This window comes from Marinobacter litoralis, from assembly GCF_003336705.1.
Taxonomy (GTDB): domain Bacteria; phylum Pseudomonadota; class Gammaproteobacteria; order Pseudomonadales; family Oleiphilaceae; genus Marinobacter; species Marinobacter litoralis.
The window spans coordinates 340380-357156 of record NZ_QMDL01000001.1; the positions used below are offsets into that span (position 1 = coordinate 340380).

A 16777-nucleotide genomic window follows, 5' to 3' on the forward strand; every position below is an offset into this window, starting at 1 on the left:
TTGTTGTTGTATTCGAGGGCTGGCAAATCACGCGCTTGCTAGCGGCTCTGACTGTGGTATTCGGGGTTGGGCTGCATATCGCTGGCGATCGCAACACGGTTGGACATGTTGTAGAAACCCACCAGATTGCTCAGGTCCCAAATGGCTCTATCACTGAATCCGGCATCCCGCAGTGCTTGAATTTCCTGTTCAGCAACCGTGGCCGGAGAACGGGTGAGGTGAGAAGCGTAATCCAGCATGGCCCGCTGACGCGGGTCCAGCTTGGCACTGCGGTAGTTCATGACCAGATGCTCGCCCAGCGCCGGGTCACCGCTGAGTACGCGAACGGCGGCACCGTGGGCGACCAGACAGTAAAAGCATTTGTTCTCGGAAGAGACCACTACCGCGACCATTTCCCGCTCCAGCTTGGAGAGTTCGCCTTCACCCAACATCAACTCGTTGTACAGGCGGGTAAAGCCTTCCAGCTGGGGCAAGTTTTGGCTATAGGCGGTCAGTACGTTGGGGATCATGCCCAGCTTTTCCTGGCAGATCTCGAAGTACTTTTTGGTGTCTTCAGGGAGATTGCTGATCTCGGGAATCGGCAGATCCAGAGCAACCACATTCTTATTTTGGTTCATTGGCAGAGTCCTCCTAACGCCTGACCGACTTTCGAGCCGTTGTGGCGATTTAGTTGCTGACTGATCCAGTCGCCGGTGGTAACCAGTTTGTTCAGGTCAACGCCGGTGTCTATGCCCAATCCGTTCAGAAGATATAGCACGTCTTCGGTGGCTACGTTGCCGGATGCGCCTTTGGCGTAGGGGCAGCCGCCCAGTCCTGCAACCGAAGCATCGATCACACTCACGCCTTCTTCGAGCACGGCATAAAGGTTTGCCAATGCCTGACCGTAGGTGTCGTGGAAGTGGGCGGCCAGTTTGTTCATCGGAACATGAGCGGCGACCGCTTCTAGCATACGTTTGGCTTTCAGTGGTGTGCCCACACCGATGGTGTCGCCCAGAGAAATCTCGTGGCAGCCCATGTCGTAAAGCGCCTTGGCCACGGTGGCGACCTTCTCGGGTGCAATGTCCCCTTCGTATGGGCAACCCATTACGGTAGACACATAGCCGCGCACAGGAATGCCGTGCTTGCGGGCTTCTTCAATCACCGGACCAAAACGTTCGAGACTTTCGGCAATGCTGCAATTGATGTTCTTTTGCGTGAACGCCTCCGAGGCCGCACCAAAGACCGCGACTTCATCGGCCTTTGCTGCCAGTGCACCTTCGAACCCTTTCAGGTTCGGGGTGAGGGCAGAGTAGCGAACCCCGGCTTTGCGGGTGATGCCGGCCATTACGTCGGCCGCATCCCCCATCTGGGGAACCCACTTCGGTGACACGAAGCTGGCCGCTTCAATGTGGCTCAGGCCGCAATCCGCCAGGCGGTCAATCAACCCGGTTTTGATGGCGGTGGCAATCACTTCGCCGGGTTCGTTCTGCAGACCGTCCCGGGGGCTCATTTCCACCAGCCGAACCTGTTTCGGAAAGGCCATTACTCTGCCTCCTCGGTGTCGATGGCGATTAATTCCGCGCCTTCGGCTACCTGATCCCCTTCGGCGTAGAAAATTTCGCTGACCACACCGTCGGCCGGTGCCTTAATGGCGTGCTCCATTTTCATGGCTTCCATGATCACCAGGTTTTGCCCGGCGGTTACCTTGTCGCCCACTTTGGCTTGTACGGCCACAATGGCGCCGTTCATCGGGGCGGCCAGGCTGCCTTCGCCAGCCACATCTTCAAGGCCGTAAGACTCTTGGTAAACGGTGCATTTGAAGGTGTCACCTTCGTAGAACAGCACCAGCTCGTTATTGTGCAGGTTGCCGTGTACGCTCAAGCGGTGGCCATTGAGAACCGCTTGCAGGTAGTCTTCGTCCAGGCGGGCATTCAAGTGGTAAACGCTGCCGTCAACGAGAACCTGATATCGGTCGTCCCGCTCCAGAATTTTCAACTCGTGGATATCGTCACCCACCTGTAAGGACAGTGGCTGTGCGAATTCCGAATTCATGCGCCAGCTGTTCTTGCGGCCAAACGGCGACCACGGATCAGCGGTAACCGGTTCCACAGATTTCCGGTGTTCCAGAATAAAGCCGGCGGCCAGCACCAAGGCCTTGTCCAGATCCAGTTTTGGCTTTGGAAACAGCAAGGTTTCATGAGTGGCAATAAAGTTGGTGGTCAGGTCCGCTTCGCGGAAAGGTTGGCTGTCCACGGTTGCATGCAGGAACCGGATGTTGGTTTTCAGGCCGGCAATGCGATAATGCTCCAGCGCCTGGACCATGCGGTTGACCGCTTGACCCCGGGTTTCGTCCCAGACGATTAGCTTGGCGATCATCGGGTCGTAATGGATGCTGATATCGTCGCCTTCGGTTACGCCTGTATCCACGCGCACGTGAGCGGATTCGGCCGGGGTGCTCAGGTAGCGAAGGGTGCCGGTAGCCGGCAGAAAGTCTTGATCCGGGTCTTCCGCATAGATTCGCGCCTCGATGGCGTGACCGCGGGTTTTGACTTGTTCCTGCACCAGAGGCAGAGGATCACCCCAGGCGACTTTCAGCTGCCATTCCACCAAGTCCTGACCGGTGACCATTTCGGTGACAGGGTGTTCCACCTGCAGGCGGGTGTTCATTTCCATGAAGAAGAAGGAGCCGTCTACGTCGTACAGAAACTCGACGGTGCCTGCGCCCACGTAATTGATGGCTTGGGCGGCCCGAACAGCCGCGTCACCCATGGCTTTACGGGTTTCTTCGCTCAGGCCCGGTGCCGGGGCTTCTTCCAGTACTTTCTGGTGTCGGCGCTGCACAGAGCAGTCACGTTCGGCGAGGTAAATGCCGTTGCCGTGCTGGTCGCAGAACACTTGGATCTCGACGTGCCGGGGCTGGGTCAGGTAACGCTCAATCAGCATGTCCGGGTTGCCGAAGGCGTTCTTTGCTTCACGCTTGGCGGCGGCCAGAGCGTCGTCAAACTCGCCCATGTTTTCGACCACTCGCATGCCTTTACCGCCGCCACCGGCGACCGCTTTAAGCAGCAACGGGAAACCGCAGTTCTCGGCTTCTTTTCTCAAAAGTTCCGGGTCTTGGTCGCTGCCGTGATAGCCGGGCACCAGCGGTACTCCGGCTTTTTCCATGATCGCCTTGGCGGCTGACTTGGAACCCATGGCCGCAATGGCCGAAGAGGGGGGGCCGATGAAGGCTATGCCGTTGGCTTCGCAGGCTTCGGCGAAATCGGTGTTCTCGGACAGGAACCCATAACCGGGATGGATCGCCTGAGCACCGCTTTCTTTCGCGACTTCAATGATTTTGTCGGCTTTCAGGTAGCTCTCGGAGCTGGCCGCGGGGCCAATCAGAAACGCTTCGTCTGCCATGGCAACGTGTCGTGCGTCTGCATCGGCTTCGGAATATACCGCCACGCAGCGGATGCCCATACGGTGAGCGGTTTGGATAATCCGGCAGGCGATTTCGCCCCGGTTGGCAATCAGGATCTTGTTAAACATTATTGTGTCTCCGGAATCCAACTGGCCTTTCGTTTGTTCAGGAAGGCGCTGAGCCCTTCCTGACCTTCTGCGCCCACGCGAATGTCGGCGATGCGCTGTGCGGTATCGTCGATCAGGTCTGCGGTGATGGGCTTGTGGCTAACGGCAAAGACCAGATCCTTAGCGGCTTTCATGGCCTCTGGGCCGTTATTGGCCATTTGTTTCAGTAGTTCGTCGCATCGAGCCTGCAGCGCCTGTTCGTCGTCGCAAACCATATGCACCAGCCCGAATTGTTGTGCTTCGCTCGCGCTGAACACTTCGGCTGAGAGGAAATAACGCCGAGCTTGTCGTTCCCCAATGGCCCGAACAACGTAAGGGCTGATGGCGGCGGGGATGAGCCCAAGTTTGACTTCGCTCAGGCAGAAGCTGGCAGACTGTGTCGCCAAGACGATATCGCAACAGGCTGCCAGGCCCACCGCACCGCCGAAGGCTGCACCCTGAACCAGGCCGATCACCGGCTTGGACAGGTGGTTGAGCGTATTCATCAGCCGGGCCAGTTCTCGGGAGTCGTCCAGATTTTCCTGGCGCGTGTTCTCTGCCATGCGGCGCATCCAGCCTAAATCCGCGCCGGCGGAGAAGTGTTTGCCTTCCGAACGCAGGATGACAATCTGGGTTTCCGGGTCACGGTCGACGTATTCGAAAGCCTGAATAAGCTGCTGAATGATGACGTCGTCGAACGCGTTTCGTTTGTCCGGTCGGTTGAGCACAATCTCGGAGATGCCGTTATCCCGCTGGTGCATCAGAACCGCTGAGTGTTGTTGTGACATGTCGGCGCTCCTTTACATGCGGAACACGCCAAAGCGCGTTGGCTTGGCGGGTCGGTTGAGGGTGGCAGACAGGCTCAGGGCGACCACTTCGCGTGTCTGGGCCGGGTCGATGACGCCGTCATCCCACAGGCGCGCACTGGCGTAGTACGGGTGGCCTTGGTGCTCATAGGTTTCGGTGATCGGCTTTTTGAATTCGGCTTCTTCTTCGGCGCTCCAGCTTTGGCCTTTGCGCTCCATGCCTTCTCTACGAACCTGGGCCAGTACACCAGCAGCCTGTTCACCGCCCATCACGGAGATGCGGGCGTTGGGCCACATCCACAGGAAGTCCGGGCTGTAGGCTCGGCCACACATGCCGTAGTTGCCGGCACCGTAGCTGCCACCGATCAGGACGGTGATTTTGGGTACGTTGGCGCAGGCCACGGCCATCACCATTTTGGCGCCGTGTTTGGCAATGCCTTCGGCTTCGTGTTTTTGCCCGACCATAAAGCCGGTGATGTTTTGCAGGAACAGCAGCGGAATATTGCGCTGGCAGCAGAGCTCGACGAAGTGGGCGCCTTTTTGAGCGGATTCGCTGAACAGGATGCCGTTGTTGGCGATGATGCCTACAGGGTAGCCATGTATGTGAGCAAAGCCGGTGACTAGGGTGGAACCGTAGTAGCGTTTGAATTCGTCGAATTCTGAGCCGTCTACGATGCGGGAGATCACGTCTCGTACGTCAAACTGTTTGCGCAAATCGGTGCCGACGATGCCGTATATTTCGTTTTGGTCGTACAGCGGTGCTTTGGGCTTTTGCACCTCAACCGGCACAGGCTTGCGGCGGTTCAGGTTAGCAACGCAGCGGCGCGCGATTTCCAGTGCGTGGGCATCGTTTTCCGCGTAGTGGTCGGCAACACCGGAGATTTTGCAGTGGACGTCGGCTCCGCCGAGGTCTTCGGCGCTGACGACTTCACCGGTGGCAGCTTTCACCAGTGGTGGGCCGGCCAGAAAGATGGTGCCTTGATTGCGTACGATGATGGATTCGTCGGCCATGGCGGGCACGTAGGCGCCGCCTGCGGTGCACAGGCCCATAACAACGGCAATCTGGGGAATGTCGTCGGCGGACATTCTGGCCTGGTTGTAGAAGATGCGGCCGAAATGGTCGCGGTCCGGGAAGACTTCGTCTTGCCTTGGCAGGTTGGCGCCGCCGGAATCTACCAGGTAGATGCAGGGCAGGCGGTTTTCCATGGCGATTTCTTGTGCCCGCAGGTGTTTTTTGACGGTTAGCGGGTAGTAGCTGCCGCCTTTGACGGTGGCGTCGTTGGCGATGATCATGCATTCGGTGCCGGATACGCGTCCGATGCCTGCAACAACGCCTGCGGCGGGGACTTCTTCGTCGTAGACGTTGTAGGCGGCAAACTGGCCGATTTCCAGGAATGGCGAGCCGTCGTCCAACAGGCGGTTGATGCGCTCGCGGGGCAGGAGTTTGCCTCGGTCGGTGTGGCGTTTTTGGTAGGTAGGGCCACCACCTTGGTGGATTTTTTCGGCTTTTTCCCGGAGGTCGGCGACGGCTTGCTGCATGGCCTCTTGGTTGGCCAGGAATTCGTCCGATCTTGGATTTATTTTGTTTTGGAGAATTGTCATTTGTCGTGGTCCCTCGCGTTGGGGGCGCGGGGCTGGAGGGGCGGCGTTCCGAAAACCGCTACAAGCACGTCCGTGTGCGCTTCTCTTCGGCCATCCATGGCCTACGACATTTTCGGAACGCCGCCCCTCCAGCCCCTTGTCATACATTGGAAGCTGGGGCTCTTCGCTTTAATTGTTCAGGAAGAGTTCTCTGCCGATTAGCATCCGGCGAATTTCAGACGTACCCGCACCGATTTCATAGAGCTTGGCATCGCGAAGTAGGCGGCCAGTGGGGTATTCGTTGATGTAGCCGTTGCCGCCGAGCAGCTGGATGGCATCCAGTGCCAGTTTGGTGGCCATTTCAGCGGAGTAAAGGATGGCGCCGGCGGCGTCTTTGCGGGTGGTTTCTCCGCGGTCGGCAGACATGGCAACCATGTAAACGTAGGATTTCGCGCTGTTCATCCAGGTGTACATGTCGGCAACTTTGCCTTGTACCAGTTCAAACTCGCCGATGGCCTGGCCGAACTGTTTGCGCTCGCGGATGTAAGGCACGGTTACGTCCAGGGCGGCTTGCATGATGCCCAGAGGGCCGCCGGACAGTACCAGGCGTTCGTAGTCGAGGCCGCTCATCAATACTTTGGCACCATTGCCTACACCGCCGAGTACGTTTTCTTTCGGAACCTTGCAGTCCTCGAAAACGAGTTCACAGGTGTTGGAGCCGCGCATGCCGAGTTTGTCGAGTTTTTGGTGGCGGCTGAAGCCGGGGTAGTCGCGTTCTACGATAAAGGCCGTGACACCTTTCGAGCCGCCTTTTGGATCGGTTTTGGCGTAGATGACGTAGGTGCTTGCGTCCGGGCCGTTGGTGATCCACATTTTGTTGCCGTTGAGGACGTAGTGGTCGCCTTCGTCCCGGGCGTGGAGCTTCATGGAGATGACATCGGAGCCGGCGTTGGGCTCGGACATGGCCAGGGCGCCAACGTGCTCACCGCTGACGAGCTTCGGCAGGTATTTCTGTTTTTGTTCTTCGGTGCCGTTGCGGTGAATCTGGTTCACGCACAGGTTGGAGTGGGCACCGTAGGACAAGCCCACAGAGGCGGACGCGCGGCTGATTTCTTCCATTGCGATGACGTGCGCCAGGTAGCCCATGTCGGAGCCGCCGTATTCTTCTTTGACGGTAATACCCAGCAAGCCCATGTCGCCCATTTTCCGCCACAGATCCATGGGGAATTCGTTGTTGCGGTCGATTTCCTCGGCCCGGGGTGCAATTTCAGACGCGGCGAAGCTGTTAATCTGCTCGCGTAGCATGTCGAGAGTTTCGCCAAGGCCGAAATTCAGCTCTGAGTATTGTGACTTCATGGTCGGCTACCTTTTTGTTTTGATATTGGGTTTCGGTTATCTGCCGCTATCGGCGGCAGCGTCCTTAAGTACTTGTTCGCCCTGATCGTGGGCTTCTTTCTTTTTCTGAACGTCTGCAAGTGCCTCTCGGCACCTGGTTTCTGCATTGTCCATTTCCATTTCGGCCATGGCGAGGTCGGCTTTTTGTTGTTCCAGATGCGCTCGCCGGTCGGCCAGGATCTCCAGCATTTTCAGCAACTGCTTCTCGTTGCCCGTGATGGTTTCGTCCCAGAGGTCAAACAGCTCTTTGGTTTGACCCAGAGAAAATCCCATGCGCTTGCCCCGTAGGATCAGTTTCAAGCGAACCCGGTCTTTGGTGCTGAAGATGCGAGTCTGGCCGCGCCGTGAAGGCTTCAGCAAGCCTTGGTCTTCGTAGAAGCGGATGCTCCGGGTGGTGATGTCGAACTCTTGGGAGAGTTCGCTGATGCTGAAGGTTCGTTTCTCGCTCATGGTGATTCTCGTACAATTTTTTCTTAGGTTAGTTGAAGTTTACGTTAACGTAAAGTGTGATCTTGGGTCAATGCCGGATTTTAGGTGTAAGATATTGATTATTATGGATTGTACGCGATTTGGTGGGGCGGGGTGAGAAGGTGGCACCCATTGTTGGGTGCCACGGATGGTTCAGGCTTCGCTGGATGGATTCAGAAACTGCTCTCTTAGTTTACGCTTGAGCAGTTTGCCTGCGCTGTTCTTGGGTAATTCGTCAACAAAATGAATGTGCTTGGGGATTTTGAAACCGGCCAGCTGGCTCTTTGCGTGCGTCATCAATGCGTCCGGATCGCGCGGGTGGCCCTCTCTCAGCACCGTGATAGCACAGATGGCTTCGATCCATTTTTCGTCGGGAACACCAATAACCGCGACTTCGGCAACCGATGGGTGTTGATATAAGGCTTCTTCAACATCTCGGCTCGCCACCAATACGCCGCCGGTGTTCACCACGTCTTTGATGCGATCGACGATGTAGATATAGCCCGCATCGTCCTGGTAGCCGAGGTCGCCCGAATGGAACCAGCCATCTTTAAAGGCTTCTGCCGTGGCTTCGGGTTTACCCCAGTAACCAACCATCAGTTGGGGTGAGCGATGGACAATCTCGCCTTGTTCTCCAGGCTGGCACTCCTGTCCTGTTACCGGGTCTACGATCTGGGTCCGGACGGTTTGTAATGGCCGCCCTGCAAAAGGGGGACATTCGGTGTGTTCATGAGGCAGCAGGACGGTTGCCAGTGGGGCGATTTCACTTTGGCCGTAGCAGTTGTTTTGAGCCAACAGTTGATGTGCCACACGGTTGCTGGCGGCTTCAAGACCGGCGTAGCTCCACTGACGATCTGCGAACGCTAGGGCGGTTTTATCTCGGTGGCAGGCAGCTGAGCGCTCGATGGCATCACCAATGGTGTTGCGGAGCGCTCGATGGTTGGTGCTTTGGCTGTTCGGGGCAATACGTTTACGGAGTCATCCATGTTCCACCTCTGTTTGTTTATTGTTGTTTCTGCGAGAAAAGTCATTCCAGCTCCTTACGTTATTGGTTGTGTTAGGACTAAAGCGGGAGTTGTTTCCGGCGCTGGATTCGGGTTAATGTTTACGTTAACGTAAACTTAAAGGCAAGCGTGTCCCGAGTGTTTCGATGCCCAGGGCGCAACGTGACTAAACAAAATAAACAGGAAAGCAGGTTATGGAATTCAAAAACGTTCCGGCTATCGTCACCGGTGGCGCATCTGGATTGGGCGAAGGCGCGGCCCGTGCACTGGCAGCGGCGGGCTGCAAAGTCGCCATTCTGGATGTGAACAAAGAGCAGGGTGAAAAAGTGGCTGCCGAGATTGGTGGCATTTTTCTGAACTGCGATGTGTCCTCCGCGGACAGCGCAGAGGCGGCAGTCACCGCGGCCCGTGAAGCCCACGGCCCCTGCGGTGTTGCAATCAACTGCGCCGGTATTGGTCCTGCTGAAAAGATTCTGGGCCGAGAAGGCGTGATGCCGCTGGAAAACTTTAGCCGTGTCATTCAGATCAACTTGATTGGCACCTTCAACATTCTTCGCTTGGCCGCGGCCGATATGGCGCAGCGTGAGCCTAACGAAGATGGTGAGCGGGGTGTAATCATTAACACCGCGTCTGTTGCGGCTTACGAAGGTCAGATTGGACAGGCTGCCTACAGTGCCTCCAAAGGCGGCGTGGTGGCGTTGACGCTGCAATCCGCACGCGAACTGGCGCGGGAAGGTGTGCGTGTGAACACCATTGCACCGGGCTTGTTCTTGACGCCAATGCTGGCGGGCATGCCGCAAGAAGTTCAGGATAGCTTGGCGGCGACTCTGCCGTTCCCGAAACGCCTTGGTAAGCCGGAAGAGTTCGGCATGATGGTCGATCAGATGGTACGAAACCCGTTGCTGAACGGCGAAGTCGTGCGGTTGGACTGCGCTTTGCGCATGGCACCACGATAAAACAACAACCACAGGTGACAAGTATGACGAACCCTGTTGATCAAGAAGAGCTGAACCTGTTCCGGGACTCGGTCATCAAAGCGCTGGAAACCGAAGTTGCGCCGCATTACGAAGCCTGGGAAAAGGAAGGCATTGTGCCCCGGGAGCTTTGGAATACCCTGGGCGAAGCCGGCATGTTGTGTGTTGACGTGCCCGAAGACTGCGGCGGTTGCGGCGCACCCTTCCAATATTCAGTGGTCGTCGGCGAAGAGCTGGCGCGCATGGGGTTTGGAGCGCTTTCCACCAACGTGATGGTGCATTCTGACATCGTAGCGCCGTACCTGTCTCATATCGGCAACGATGAGCAAAAGCAGCAATGGCTACCCAAGATGGTGTCCGGCGAGGCCGTCGGTGCCATCGCCATGACCGAACCGGGCGCGGGCAGCGACTTGCAAGCCATGCGGGCCAATGCGGTTAAAGATGGCGATGATTACATTCTCAACGGCTCCAAGACGTTCATTACGAACGGTCAGCATGCGAACATGGTGATCGTCGCGGCGAAAACCGACCCCAGCGCGGGTGCTAAGGGTATCAGTCTGTTTTTGGTTGATACGTCTCTACCCGGGTTCAGCTGTGGCCAAAACATCGACAAAATTGGCCAGCATTCGGGCGACACCTCCGAGTTGTTTTTCTCCGACATGCGCATTCCCGCCTCGGCGTTGCTGGGCGAAGAAGGGCAGGGCTTTATCTACCTGATGCGTGAGTTGCCCCGTGAGCGCTTGGTGATCGGCGCTTTGGGCGTTGCTGCAGCCCGAGGTTCGTTGGATATGACCATCCAATACACTCAGGAGCGGGAACTGTTCGGCCAGAAGCTCAGCCAGCTTCAGAACACCCGTTTCGAAATCGCCCGGATGGAAACCGACTACCGCATCAACAAGGCGTTCGTAGACCAGTGCATTCGCCAGTACGAGGCTGGCGATCTCGATGCGCCGACCGCCTCTATGGCCAAGTACAGTGCCACGGAGATGCAGTGTCGTGTGGCTGATGGTTGTTTGCAGTTGTTCGGCGGTTACGGTTACACCACTGAGTATCCGATTTCCCGGAATTTCATTGATGCTCGGGTGCAGCGTATTTATGGCGGCACATCTGAGGTAATGAAAGAGATCATTGCCCGTTCGGTGCTTGGGCGCTGATAGCGTTCTGTGTGTCTGGTTTGGGCTCCTAGCCTTTGATGTGTGCGGGCGGGTACGCGGGGTATGGGGTGTTTTTCTTCTGGGAAAAATAACTCGCTTCGCTCCGACATCTTTTTCCCTGCCAGAAAAACACCCCACACCCCCCTACCGACGGGCAGCACGGGTATAGGAAGTTTTCCCGGTGAACCCGCCAATGCCCGTCGGCGCGGGGTGGTCTTTTCATTTTTTGCCAGAAAATGATGTCTGAGCGAAGCGAGTTCTTTTTCAAAAAAAAATGAAAAGGCCAGCGCGCAAGCCCGCCCGCACAACGGGAAGTCTGGGAGCGGAAAACGGCCCTGTTGAAAAGCGTACAGGTTAATAACCAGATTTTGTTAGCCGAATTTTGTCCATTACATAAGGAGAACAATACCCATGAACAACGATGTCGTAATAGCAGGCTCTGCCCGAACACCGATGGGCGGCATGATGGGCTCTTTGAGCTCTGTACGTTCCCCGGAACTGGGCGCTATCTCCATCAAGGCGGCTATTGAACGGTCTGGATTGCAGCCGGCCGATATTCAGGAAGTGATCATGGGCTGTGTGCTGCCGGGTGGGCTGGGGCAGGCCCCTGCGCGCCAGGCTTCCCGTGCCTCGGGCATCCCCGACAGCTCTGGCTGCACCACCATCAACAAAATGTGCGGCTCTGGCATGCAGGCCGTCATTATGGCCCATGACCAAATTAAAGCCGGCACCAACAACATCATGATTGCGGGCGGCATGGAAAACATGAGTCAGGCACCGTATCTGCTGCCCAAGGCCCGCGCGGGCATGCGTATGGGGCATGGTCAGGTGATGGATAGCATGTTTCTGGATGGCCTCGAAGATGCCTATGAAGGTGGGCTGATGGGCGTATTCGCCCAGCGCACGGCCGATAAGTTCAACATCACTCGCCAAGACATGGACGAGTTTGCGATCGGGTCATTGCAGAAGGCGTTGGCTGCAATTGAGAATGGTTGGTTTCGCGATGAGATTACGCCGGTTACCGTCTCTGGCCGCGGCGGTGACACTGAAGTTGATACTGATGAACAACCCGGTAACGCCAAGCCCGAGAAGATTCCGCACCTGAAGCCTGCGTTCGCTAAAGACGGTTCGGTAACGGCTGCTAACTCCAGCTCTATCAGTGATGGTGCGTCTGCACTGGTGCTGGCTTCTGCCGCTGAAGCGGAAGCTCGCGGGCTAACGCCTCAAGCGCGAATTGTTGCTCATGCCACTCACGCTCGGTTGCCAGCGGAGTTTACCTTGGCTCCCATTGGTTCCATCGAAAAGGTGCTAGCGAAAGCGGGTTGGACCGTGGACGACGTTGATCTGTTCGAAATCAACGAAGCCTTTGCGGTGGTTACGCTTGCGGCGATCAATGAGCTAAAGCTGCCGGCCGAAAAGGTCAACGTTCACGGTGGCGCCTGTGCACTGGGGCATCCGATCGGTTCATCCGGTTCCCGTATCCTGATCACCTTGATCAACGCACTGAAACAGCGTGGTCTCAAACGAGGTGTGGCATCGCTCTGTATTGGTGGGGGAGAAGGTACCGCGGTAGCGGTTGAACTCATTTAAAGCAGCGTGGCCGGACGCAGGACACGTCCGGCCATTTAGCCGTGCAGGGTTACGGCAGGTCAGTGACTGCACCGGTAGACGCTGAACTCACCGTCCGAGCGTATTTAGCCAATACGCCGCGAGTCACTCTGGGTTCGGGCGACTTCCAGGCTTTGCGCCGTTTCTCCATTTCTTCTTCCGAAATCTCCAGAACAATGGTGTTGTTCACCGCATCAATGGTGATGGTGTCGCCTTCTTCGACCAAGGCGATTGGGCCACCCACAGCGGCTTCCGGGGTGATATGCCCGACGACGAAACCGTGACTGCCGCCAGAAAAACGGCCATCCGTAATCAACGCCACATCACTGCCCAAACCGCGGCCCATAATGGCTGAAGTGGGGCTTAGCATTTCGCGCATACCCGGCCCGCCTTTGGGGCCTTCGTAACGGATCACCAGCACATCTCCGGCCACCACGCTGCCGTCCAGAATGCGCTCTTGCGCTTCCTCTTCGGAATGAAATACCCGCGCGCGGCCTGAGAAGTGTGTACCTTCCTTGCCAGTGATTTTGGCAACCGAACCTTCCGGCGCCAGATTGCCGTACAGGATGCGCAAATGGCTGTCAGCTTTAATCGGATTCTCGAAGGCCCGGATGATCTGCTGATCTTCGGGGTAGGGCGTTACGCCGGCCAGATTTTCAGCCAGTGTTTTACCCGTCACCGTCATGCAGTCGCCGTGCAACATGCCGCGATCCAGTAGCATCTTCATGAGCGGCTGAATACCGCCAATCGCTACCAGCTCAGACATCATGTAATGCCCGGACGGGCGAAGGTCTGCAAGCACAGGAACGGTTTTACCAATCCGGACAAAGTCGTCTAAAGACAACTCAACACCGACGGTACTCGCCATACCCAGCAAGTGCAGCACCGCATTGGTGGAACCGCCCAGCGTAATAACAACCGTGATGGCATTTTCGAAGGCTTCGCGCGTCATGATGTCAGACGGTTTAATGTCAGCATCCAGCAGTTTCAGCACCGCCTCACCGGCCGCTTCGCAATCGGCCAGTTTGTTATTAGACACCGCGTTCTGGGCTGAACTGCCCGGCAAACTCATGCCCATCGCCTCAATTGCAGAAGCCATGGTATTCGCCGTATACATACCACCACAGGAACCGGCCCCGGGAATCGCCGTCTCCTCGATTTGCTTCACTTCAATTAAATCCATCTTGCCCTGAGCGTGCGCACCCACGGCTTCAAACACCGAAATAATGTCGGTGTGATTCTCACCCGGCTGAATCGTCCCGCCATAGACAAACACCGACGGCCGGTTCAACCGCGCCAACCCCATCAAACAACCGGGCATGTTCTTATCACACCCGCCAATCGCCACCAGCCCGTCAAACCCTTCACAACCGGCCACCGTCTCAATGGAATCCGCAATCACTTCCCGGGAAACCAGAGAATACTTCATGCCCTCCGTCCCGTTGGCGATCCCATCGGAAACCGTGATGGTATTAAAAATCAGGCTTTTGCCACCGGCTTTATCCGCACCCTTGGCAGCCTCACGAGCCAGCCTGTCAATGTGCATATTACAAGGCGTCAGATTACTCCAGGTGGAAGCAATCCCGACTTGAGGCTTCCGGAAATCCGCATCCTCGAAACCCACTGCCCGCAACATAGCTCGGCTGGCAGACTTATTAATGCCATCTACCACCGGTGCAGAATAGCGACGACGTTTATCCGTAGCCATGAAACCACCTTTAATAAGTTGTTGATCGAAAAAATCGTAGCCCCAGAGAACACCACATAGCAATGAAGTGCAACCGTCCACCACGGCCTATCCCCAAAAGGTTCGCCGGTAGCGGGGTGCGGAGTCATTTTCTGACAGGGAAAAAGATGTCTGAGCGAAGCGAGTTATTTTTCCCAGAAGAAAATGACTCCACACCCCGCAAACCCGCCCCCAAACCAAAAGGCTAGAAGCCGAAAACACCCAAACTCAACCTAAAGCCGACCGAACAGCACTCTGAGGCTGAACCAAAACCTCCGCCACCGTATGCAACTTCTCCAACTGAGCCTTAAGCATAGCAATCGGCCGGGAACCCTCCAGCGTCAACGCAATATCCAAATGCTCGCTCCCCGAGCTCATCGACATCTCAGAAATCCGAAACCCACGCACCCGAACCACCTGACACAACCGCTCAAGCGCCGCCGCCTCCATATGCATACGACAATTCAAGTTATAGCTGGGTGTAGAACACTCTGCTTGCGGACTCATGCTACCTGCTCCTTAGTAGACGCGCTGGTGCGCCGGGTTTCATCAATCATCTCTTTGTTGCTGCCACCGGGTTTCACGATCGGCCAAACGTTCTCCTCACGACTGATGGCAACGTGCAATAACATTGGCCCGTCATACGCCAGAATGGCTTCAATGCCGCGGCGAATCTGATCTGTGCGCTCAATGTGCAGCGCTGGGATATCAAAGGCCCGAGCCATGGCTACGAAATCCGGGTTGTCATCCAAATTGATATGGCTCTCCCGGTTGTTGTAGAAAAGTTCCTGCTGCTGGCGAACCATGCCTAGACACTGGTTATCCATAATGATCAATTTCAGCGGCAGGTTATAACGGCGAATGGTGGCCAACTCCTGCGCGTTCATCATGAAGGATCCATCGCCGGTCACGTTAATAACCGTGCTGTTGCGGTCGGCAAACTGTGCCCCGATAGCGGCTGGCAAACCAAAGCCCATGGTGCCCAACCCACCGCTGGTCAGGTGGTGGCGTGGGTGGTCAAACTCGTAATGCTGGGCCACCCACATCTGATGCTGGCCAACATCGCAAGCAATAACGGTGTCATCCGGCGCAATTTTTGATAGCTGGCGGATAAAGGCCGGGCCAGCGATAGGTGCCAGTGACTCTTCGTTATCTGCAGCCTGAAAACCGCCCGTGGTGTGCCAGGTTTTGCACTGCTTTTGCCAGTTTCCAATCGACAAAGGCTCTGAACTCAACGCTGTGGTGAAGGCTTCGAGAACTTGATTAAGGTCGCCTCGCAGCGCCAGATCTGCCGGCCGAAGTTTGTTGATCTCAGCCGCATCCGCGTCGATATGAATCATTCGCGCATTAGGGGCGAAGCCGTCCAGCTTGCCGGTAGCCCGGTCATCCAGGCGAGCACCGATCACGAGCAACAGATCGCACTCATCAACTGCTTTGTTCGCCGCACGAGAACCGTGCATACCCAGCATGCCTAAGTTGTGAGGGTTGCCTTTGCCTGCGTTACCAATGCCTTTCAGAGTAACAACCGAAGGCATACCGGAGGCCTGAGCAAATTGCCGGAAGTTGTCTTCTGCCTGCGCCAAAGAAACTCCGCCGCCACTGTAAAGCAGGGGGCGCTTTGCAGATCGCAACATGGCCAGCGCCTCGGTAACATCCGGGCAGTGGCTTTCTGGTGCATCTGCTTTTGTTGCAGCAGGGGCCGCAACGTCTGCAAGCAGAATGTTCTTCGGAATATCAATCCATACCGGCCCGGGGCGACCACTTTGGGCCAGAGTTATGGCCTCTTCCATAATGGCCGGCAACGTTTCTGCGTCGTCTATCAGATAACTGTGTTTAACGATGCCTAAGGTCATGCCAAGAATGTCGGTTTCCTGGAAAGCATCGGTACCGATCAGGGGGGAGGGTACCTGGCCCGTGATCACCAGCATGGGAATGGAATCCATGTACGCATTGGCAACACCGGTAATCAGGTTGGTGGCGCCGGGGCCGGAGGTGGCAATGCAAACGCCGAGGTTGCCACTGGCGCGGGCAAACCCGTCGGCCGCCAAAGCACAGGCCTGCTCATGGCGGCACAGCACGTGCTCCACGCCGACATCGTCTACCAGCGCATCGTAGAGCGGCATAATGCAGCCGCCCGGATAGCCGAATACAGTATTGATGCTGTGGCGGTGAAACGCGTCAAGAATGTGCTGTGCGCCGTTCATGGTCGTTTTTTCCCTTTTCTTTTGCCGCATAAAAAGAAACCCCCGGGACCTTTCGGTGCCGGGGGTTTCTGGTGTCTGTGTCAGGTTGTCGCTATTTCACCTGCTTGTCCACGCAAAAGCCCCCGGACGGTACCACGACCACCAGGATTAGCTTTACTAGGACGATAACTGCAGTGAAGTTCATAAAATCGACAGTCTGCTCTGAATAGAGTTGAACAATATGTGTAGAATCTACCGCACGTTTAAAACCGGTTGCAACCATTTGTTGTGAATATTTGAAACAGGTCCAACTTTCTATAGCAACCAAGAACAATTAGAACGGCGAGCGA

15 protein-coding genes are annotated in these 16777 nt (G+C 56.4%); 3 read left to right on the forward strand and 12 right to left on the reverse strand.

All coding sequences use genetic code 11. The features are described 5' to 3' along the window. Positions 1 to 38: 38 nt before the first annotated feature. The 9 genes from DOQ08_RS01590 to DOQ08_RS16135 form a co-directional block, all read right to left on the reverse strand. A complete protein-coding gene (locus tag DOQ08_RS01590; protein ID WP_114333155.1) occupies positions 39 to 617 on the reverse strand; it encodes a peroxidase-related enzyme in 579 nt (192 codons plus the stop codon). Beyond that, entirely contained in the window at positions 614 to 1522 is a 909-nt protein-coding gene (locus DOQ08_RS01595) for a hydroxymethylglutaryl-CoA lyase (RefSeq protein ID WP_114333156.1), read from the reverse strand. Before DOQ08_RS01595 ends, DOQ08_RS01590 begins: the two co-directional genes overlap by 4 nt. Continuing rightward, positions 1522 to 3510 carry an acetyl/propionyl/methylcrotonyl-CoA carboxylase subunit alpha gene (locus tag DOQ08_RS01600; protein ID WP_114333157.1) on the reverse strand — a complete coding sequence of 663 codons (1989 nt, stop codon included), beginning with the start codon at positions 3508 to 3510 and terminating at the stop codon, positions 1522 to 1524. The genes DOQ08_RS01595 and DOQ08_RS01600 overlap by 1 nt, the downstream gene beginning before the upstream one ends. Then, positions 3510 to 4316 carry an enoyl-CoA hydratase-related protein gene (locus tag DOQ08_RS01605; protein ID WP_114333158.1) on the reverse strand — a complete coding sequence of 269 codons (807 nt, stop codon included), beginning with the start codon at positions 4314 to 4316 and terminating at the stop codon, positions 3510 to 3512. Before DOQ08_RS01605 ends, DOQ08_RS01600 begins: the two co-directional genes overlap by 1 nt. Positions 4317 to 4328: 12 nt before the next feature. Continuing rightward, the gene (locus tag DOQ08_RS01610; RefSeq protein ID WP_114333159.1) at positions 4329 to 5936 is read right to left on the reverse strand and encodes a carboxyl transferase domain-containing protein; all 1608 of its coding nucleotides are present in this window, start codon (positions 5934 to 5936) and stop codon (positions 4329 to 4331) included. A gap of 168 nt (positions 5937 to 6104) precedes the next feature. Then, complete coding sequence (locus DOQ08_RS01615) at positions 6105 to 7271, reverse strand: isovaleryl-CoA dehydrogenase (RefSeq protein WP_114333160.1); 1167 nt, start codon at positions 7269 to 7271, stop codon at positions 6105 to 6107. A gap of 36 nt (positions 7272 to 7307) precedes the next feature. Next, positions 7308 to 7760 carry a MerR family transcriptional regulator gene (locus DOQ08_RS01620; RefSeq protein ID WP_114333161.1) on the reverse strand — a complete coding sequence of 151 codons (453 nt, stop codon included), beginning with the start codon at positions 7758 to 7760 and terminating at the stop codon, positions 7308 to 7310. Between the two features lie 171 nt (positions 7761 to 7931). Next, the gene (locus DOQ08_RS01625) at positions 7932 to 8588 is read right to left on the reverse strand and encodes an AMP-binding enzyme (RefSeq protein WP_227537446.1); all 657 of its coding nucleotides are present in this window, start codon (positions 8586 to 8588) and stop codon (positions 7932 to 7934) included. Between the two features lie 53 nt (positions 8589 to 8641). Further along, positions 8642 to 8764: a hypothetical protein gene (locus tag DOQ08_RS16135; protein ID WP_264756342.1), complete on the reverse strand. Its 123-nt coding sequence runs from the start codon at positions 8762 to 8764 to the stop codon at positions 8642 to 8644. A gap of 212 nt (positions 8765 to 8976) precedes the next feature. Between DOQ08_RS16135 and DOQ08_RS01630 the strand changes: the two genes are divergently transcribed. The 3 genes from DOQ08_RS01630 to DOQ08_RS01640 all read left to right on the forward strand — a co-directional run bounded on the left by DOQ08_RS01630 (position 8977) and on the right by DOQ08_RS01640 (position 12500). Continuing rightward, positions 8977 to 9738 (forward strand): SDR family NAD(P)-dependent oxidoreductase, encoded by a 762-nt coding sequence (locus tag DOQ08_RS01630; protein ID WP_114333163.1) that lies wholly within the window; start codon positions 8977 to 8979, stop codon positions 9736 to 9738. 23 nt (positions 9739 to 9761) lie between these two features. Next, positions 9762 to 10910 carry an acyl-CoA dehydrogenase family protein gene (locus DOQ08_RS01635; protein WP_114333164.1) on the forward strand — a complete coding sequence of 383 codons (1149 nt, stop codon included), beginning with the start codon at positions 9762 to 9764 and terminating at the stop codon, positions 10908 to 10910. Between the two features lie 411 nt (positions 10911 to 11321). After that, complete coding sequence (locus DOQ08_RS01640; RefSeq protein ID WP_114333165.1) at positions 11322 to 12500, forward strand: thiolase family protein; 1179 nt, start codon at positions 11322 to 11324, stop codon at positions 12498 to 12500. A 49-nt stretch (positions 12501 to 12549) separates the two neighbouring features. Here the strand turns inward: DOQ08_RS01640 and ilvD are convergent, their stop codons facing one another. The 3 genes from ilvD to ilvG all read right to left on the reverse strand — a co-directional run bounded on the left by ilvD (position 12550) and on the right by ilvG (position 16448). Continuing rightward, positions 12550 to 14226 carry a dihydroxy-acid dehydratase gene (gene ilvD / locus DOQ08_RS01645; protein ID WP_114333166.1) on the reverse strand — a complete coding sequence of 559 codons (1677 nt, stop codon included), beginning with the start codon at positions 14224 to 14226 and terminating at the stop codon, positions 12550 to 12552. Between the two features lie 246 nt (positions 14227 to 14472). Then, positions 14473 to 14751, reverse strand: coding sequence for an ACT domain-containing protein (locus DOQ08_RS01650; protein ID WP_114333167.1), 279 nt, complete (start codon positions 14749 to 14751; stop codon positions 14473 to 14475). Continuing rightward, positions 14748 to 16448 carry an acetolactate synthase 2 catalytic subunit gene (gene ilvG / locus DOQ08_RS01655; RefSeq protein ID WP_114333872.1) on the reverse strand — a complete coding sequence of 567 codons (1701 nt, stop codon included), beginning with the start codon at positions 16446 to 16448 and terminating at the stop codon, positions 14748 to 14750. Before ilvG ends, DOQ08_RS01650 begins: the two co-directional genes overlap by 4 nt. Between the last annotated feature and the right edge of the window lie 329 nt (positions 16449 to 16777).

Bases quoted from the DNA above. Each gene is read 5' to 3' on its own strand.
- DOQ08_RS01590 (WP_114333155.1), bottom strand. From the start codon at position 617: ATGAACCAAAATAAGAATGTGGTTGCTCTGGATCTGCCGATTCCCGAG.
- DOQ08_RS01595 (WP_114333156.1), bottom strand. From the start codon at position 1,522: ATGGCCTTTCCGAAACAGGTTCGGCTGGTGGAAATGAGCCCCCGGGAC.
- DOQ08_RS01600 (WP_114333157.1), bottom strand. From the start codon at position 3,510: ATGTTTAACAAGATCCTGATTGCCAACCGGGGCGAAATCGCCTGCCGG.
- DOQ08_RS01605 (WP_114333158.1), bottom strand. From the start codon at position 4,316: ATGTCACAACAACACTCAGCGGTTCTGATGCACCAGCGGGATAACGGC.
- DOQ08_RS01610 (WP_114333159.1), bottom strand. From the start codon at position 5,936: ATGACAATTCTCCAAAACAAAATAAATCCAAGATCGGACGAATTCCTG.
- DOQ08_RS01615 (WP_114333160.1), bottom strand. From the start codon at position 7,271: ATGAAGTCACAATACTCAGAGCTGAATTTCGGCCTTGGCGAAACTCTC.
- DOQ08_RS01620 (WP_114333161.1), bottom strand. From the start codon at position 7,760: ATGAGCGAGAAACGAACCTTCAGCATCAGCGAACTCTCCCAAGAGTTC.
- DOQ08_RS16135 (WP_264756342.1), bottom strand. From the start codon at position 8,764: ATGGATGACTCCGTAAACGTATTGCCCCGAACAGCCAAAGCACCAACC.
- DOQ08_RS01630 (WP_114333163.1), top strand. From the start codon at position 8,977: ATGGAATTCAAAAACGTTCCGGCTATCGTCACCGGTGGCGCATCTGGA.
- DOQ08_RS01635 (WP_114333164.1), top strand. From the start codon at position 9,762: ATGACGAACCCTGTTGATCAAGAAGAGCTGAACCTGTTCCGGGACTCG.
- DOQ08_RS01640 (WP_114333165.1), top strand. From the start codon at position 11,322: ATGAACAACGATGTCGTAATAGCAGGCTCTGCCCGAACACCGATGGGC.
- ilvD (WP_114333166.1), bottom strand. From the start codon at position 14,226: ATGGCTACGGATAAACGTCGTCGCTATTCTGCACCGGTGGTAGATGGC.
- DOQ08_RS01650 (WP_114333167.1), bottom strand. From the start codon at position 14,751: ATGAGTCCGCAAGCAGAGTGTTCTACACCCAGCTATAACTTGAATTGT.
- ilvG (WP_114333872.1), bottom strand. From the start codon at position 16,448: ATGAACGGCGCACAGCACATTCTTGACGCGTTTCACCGCCACAGCATC.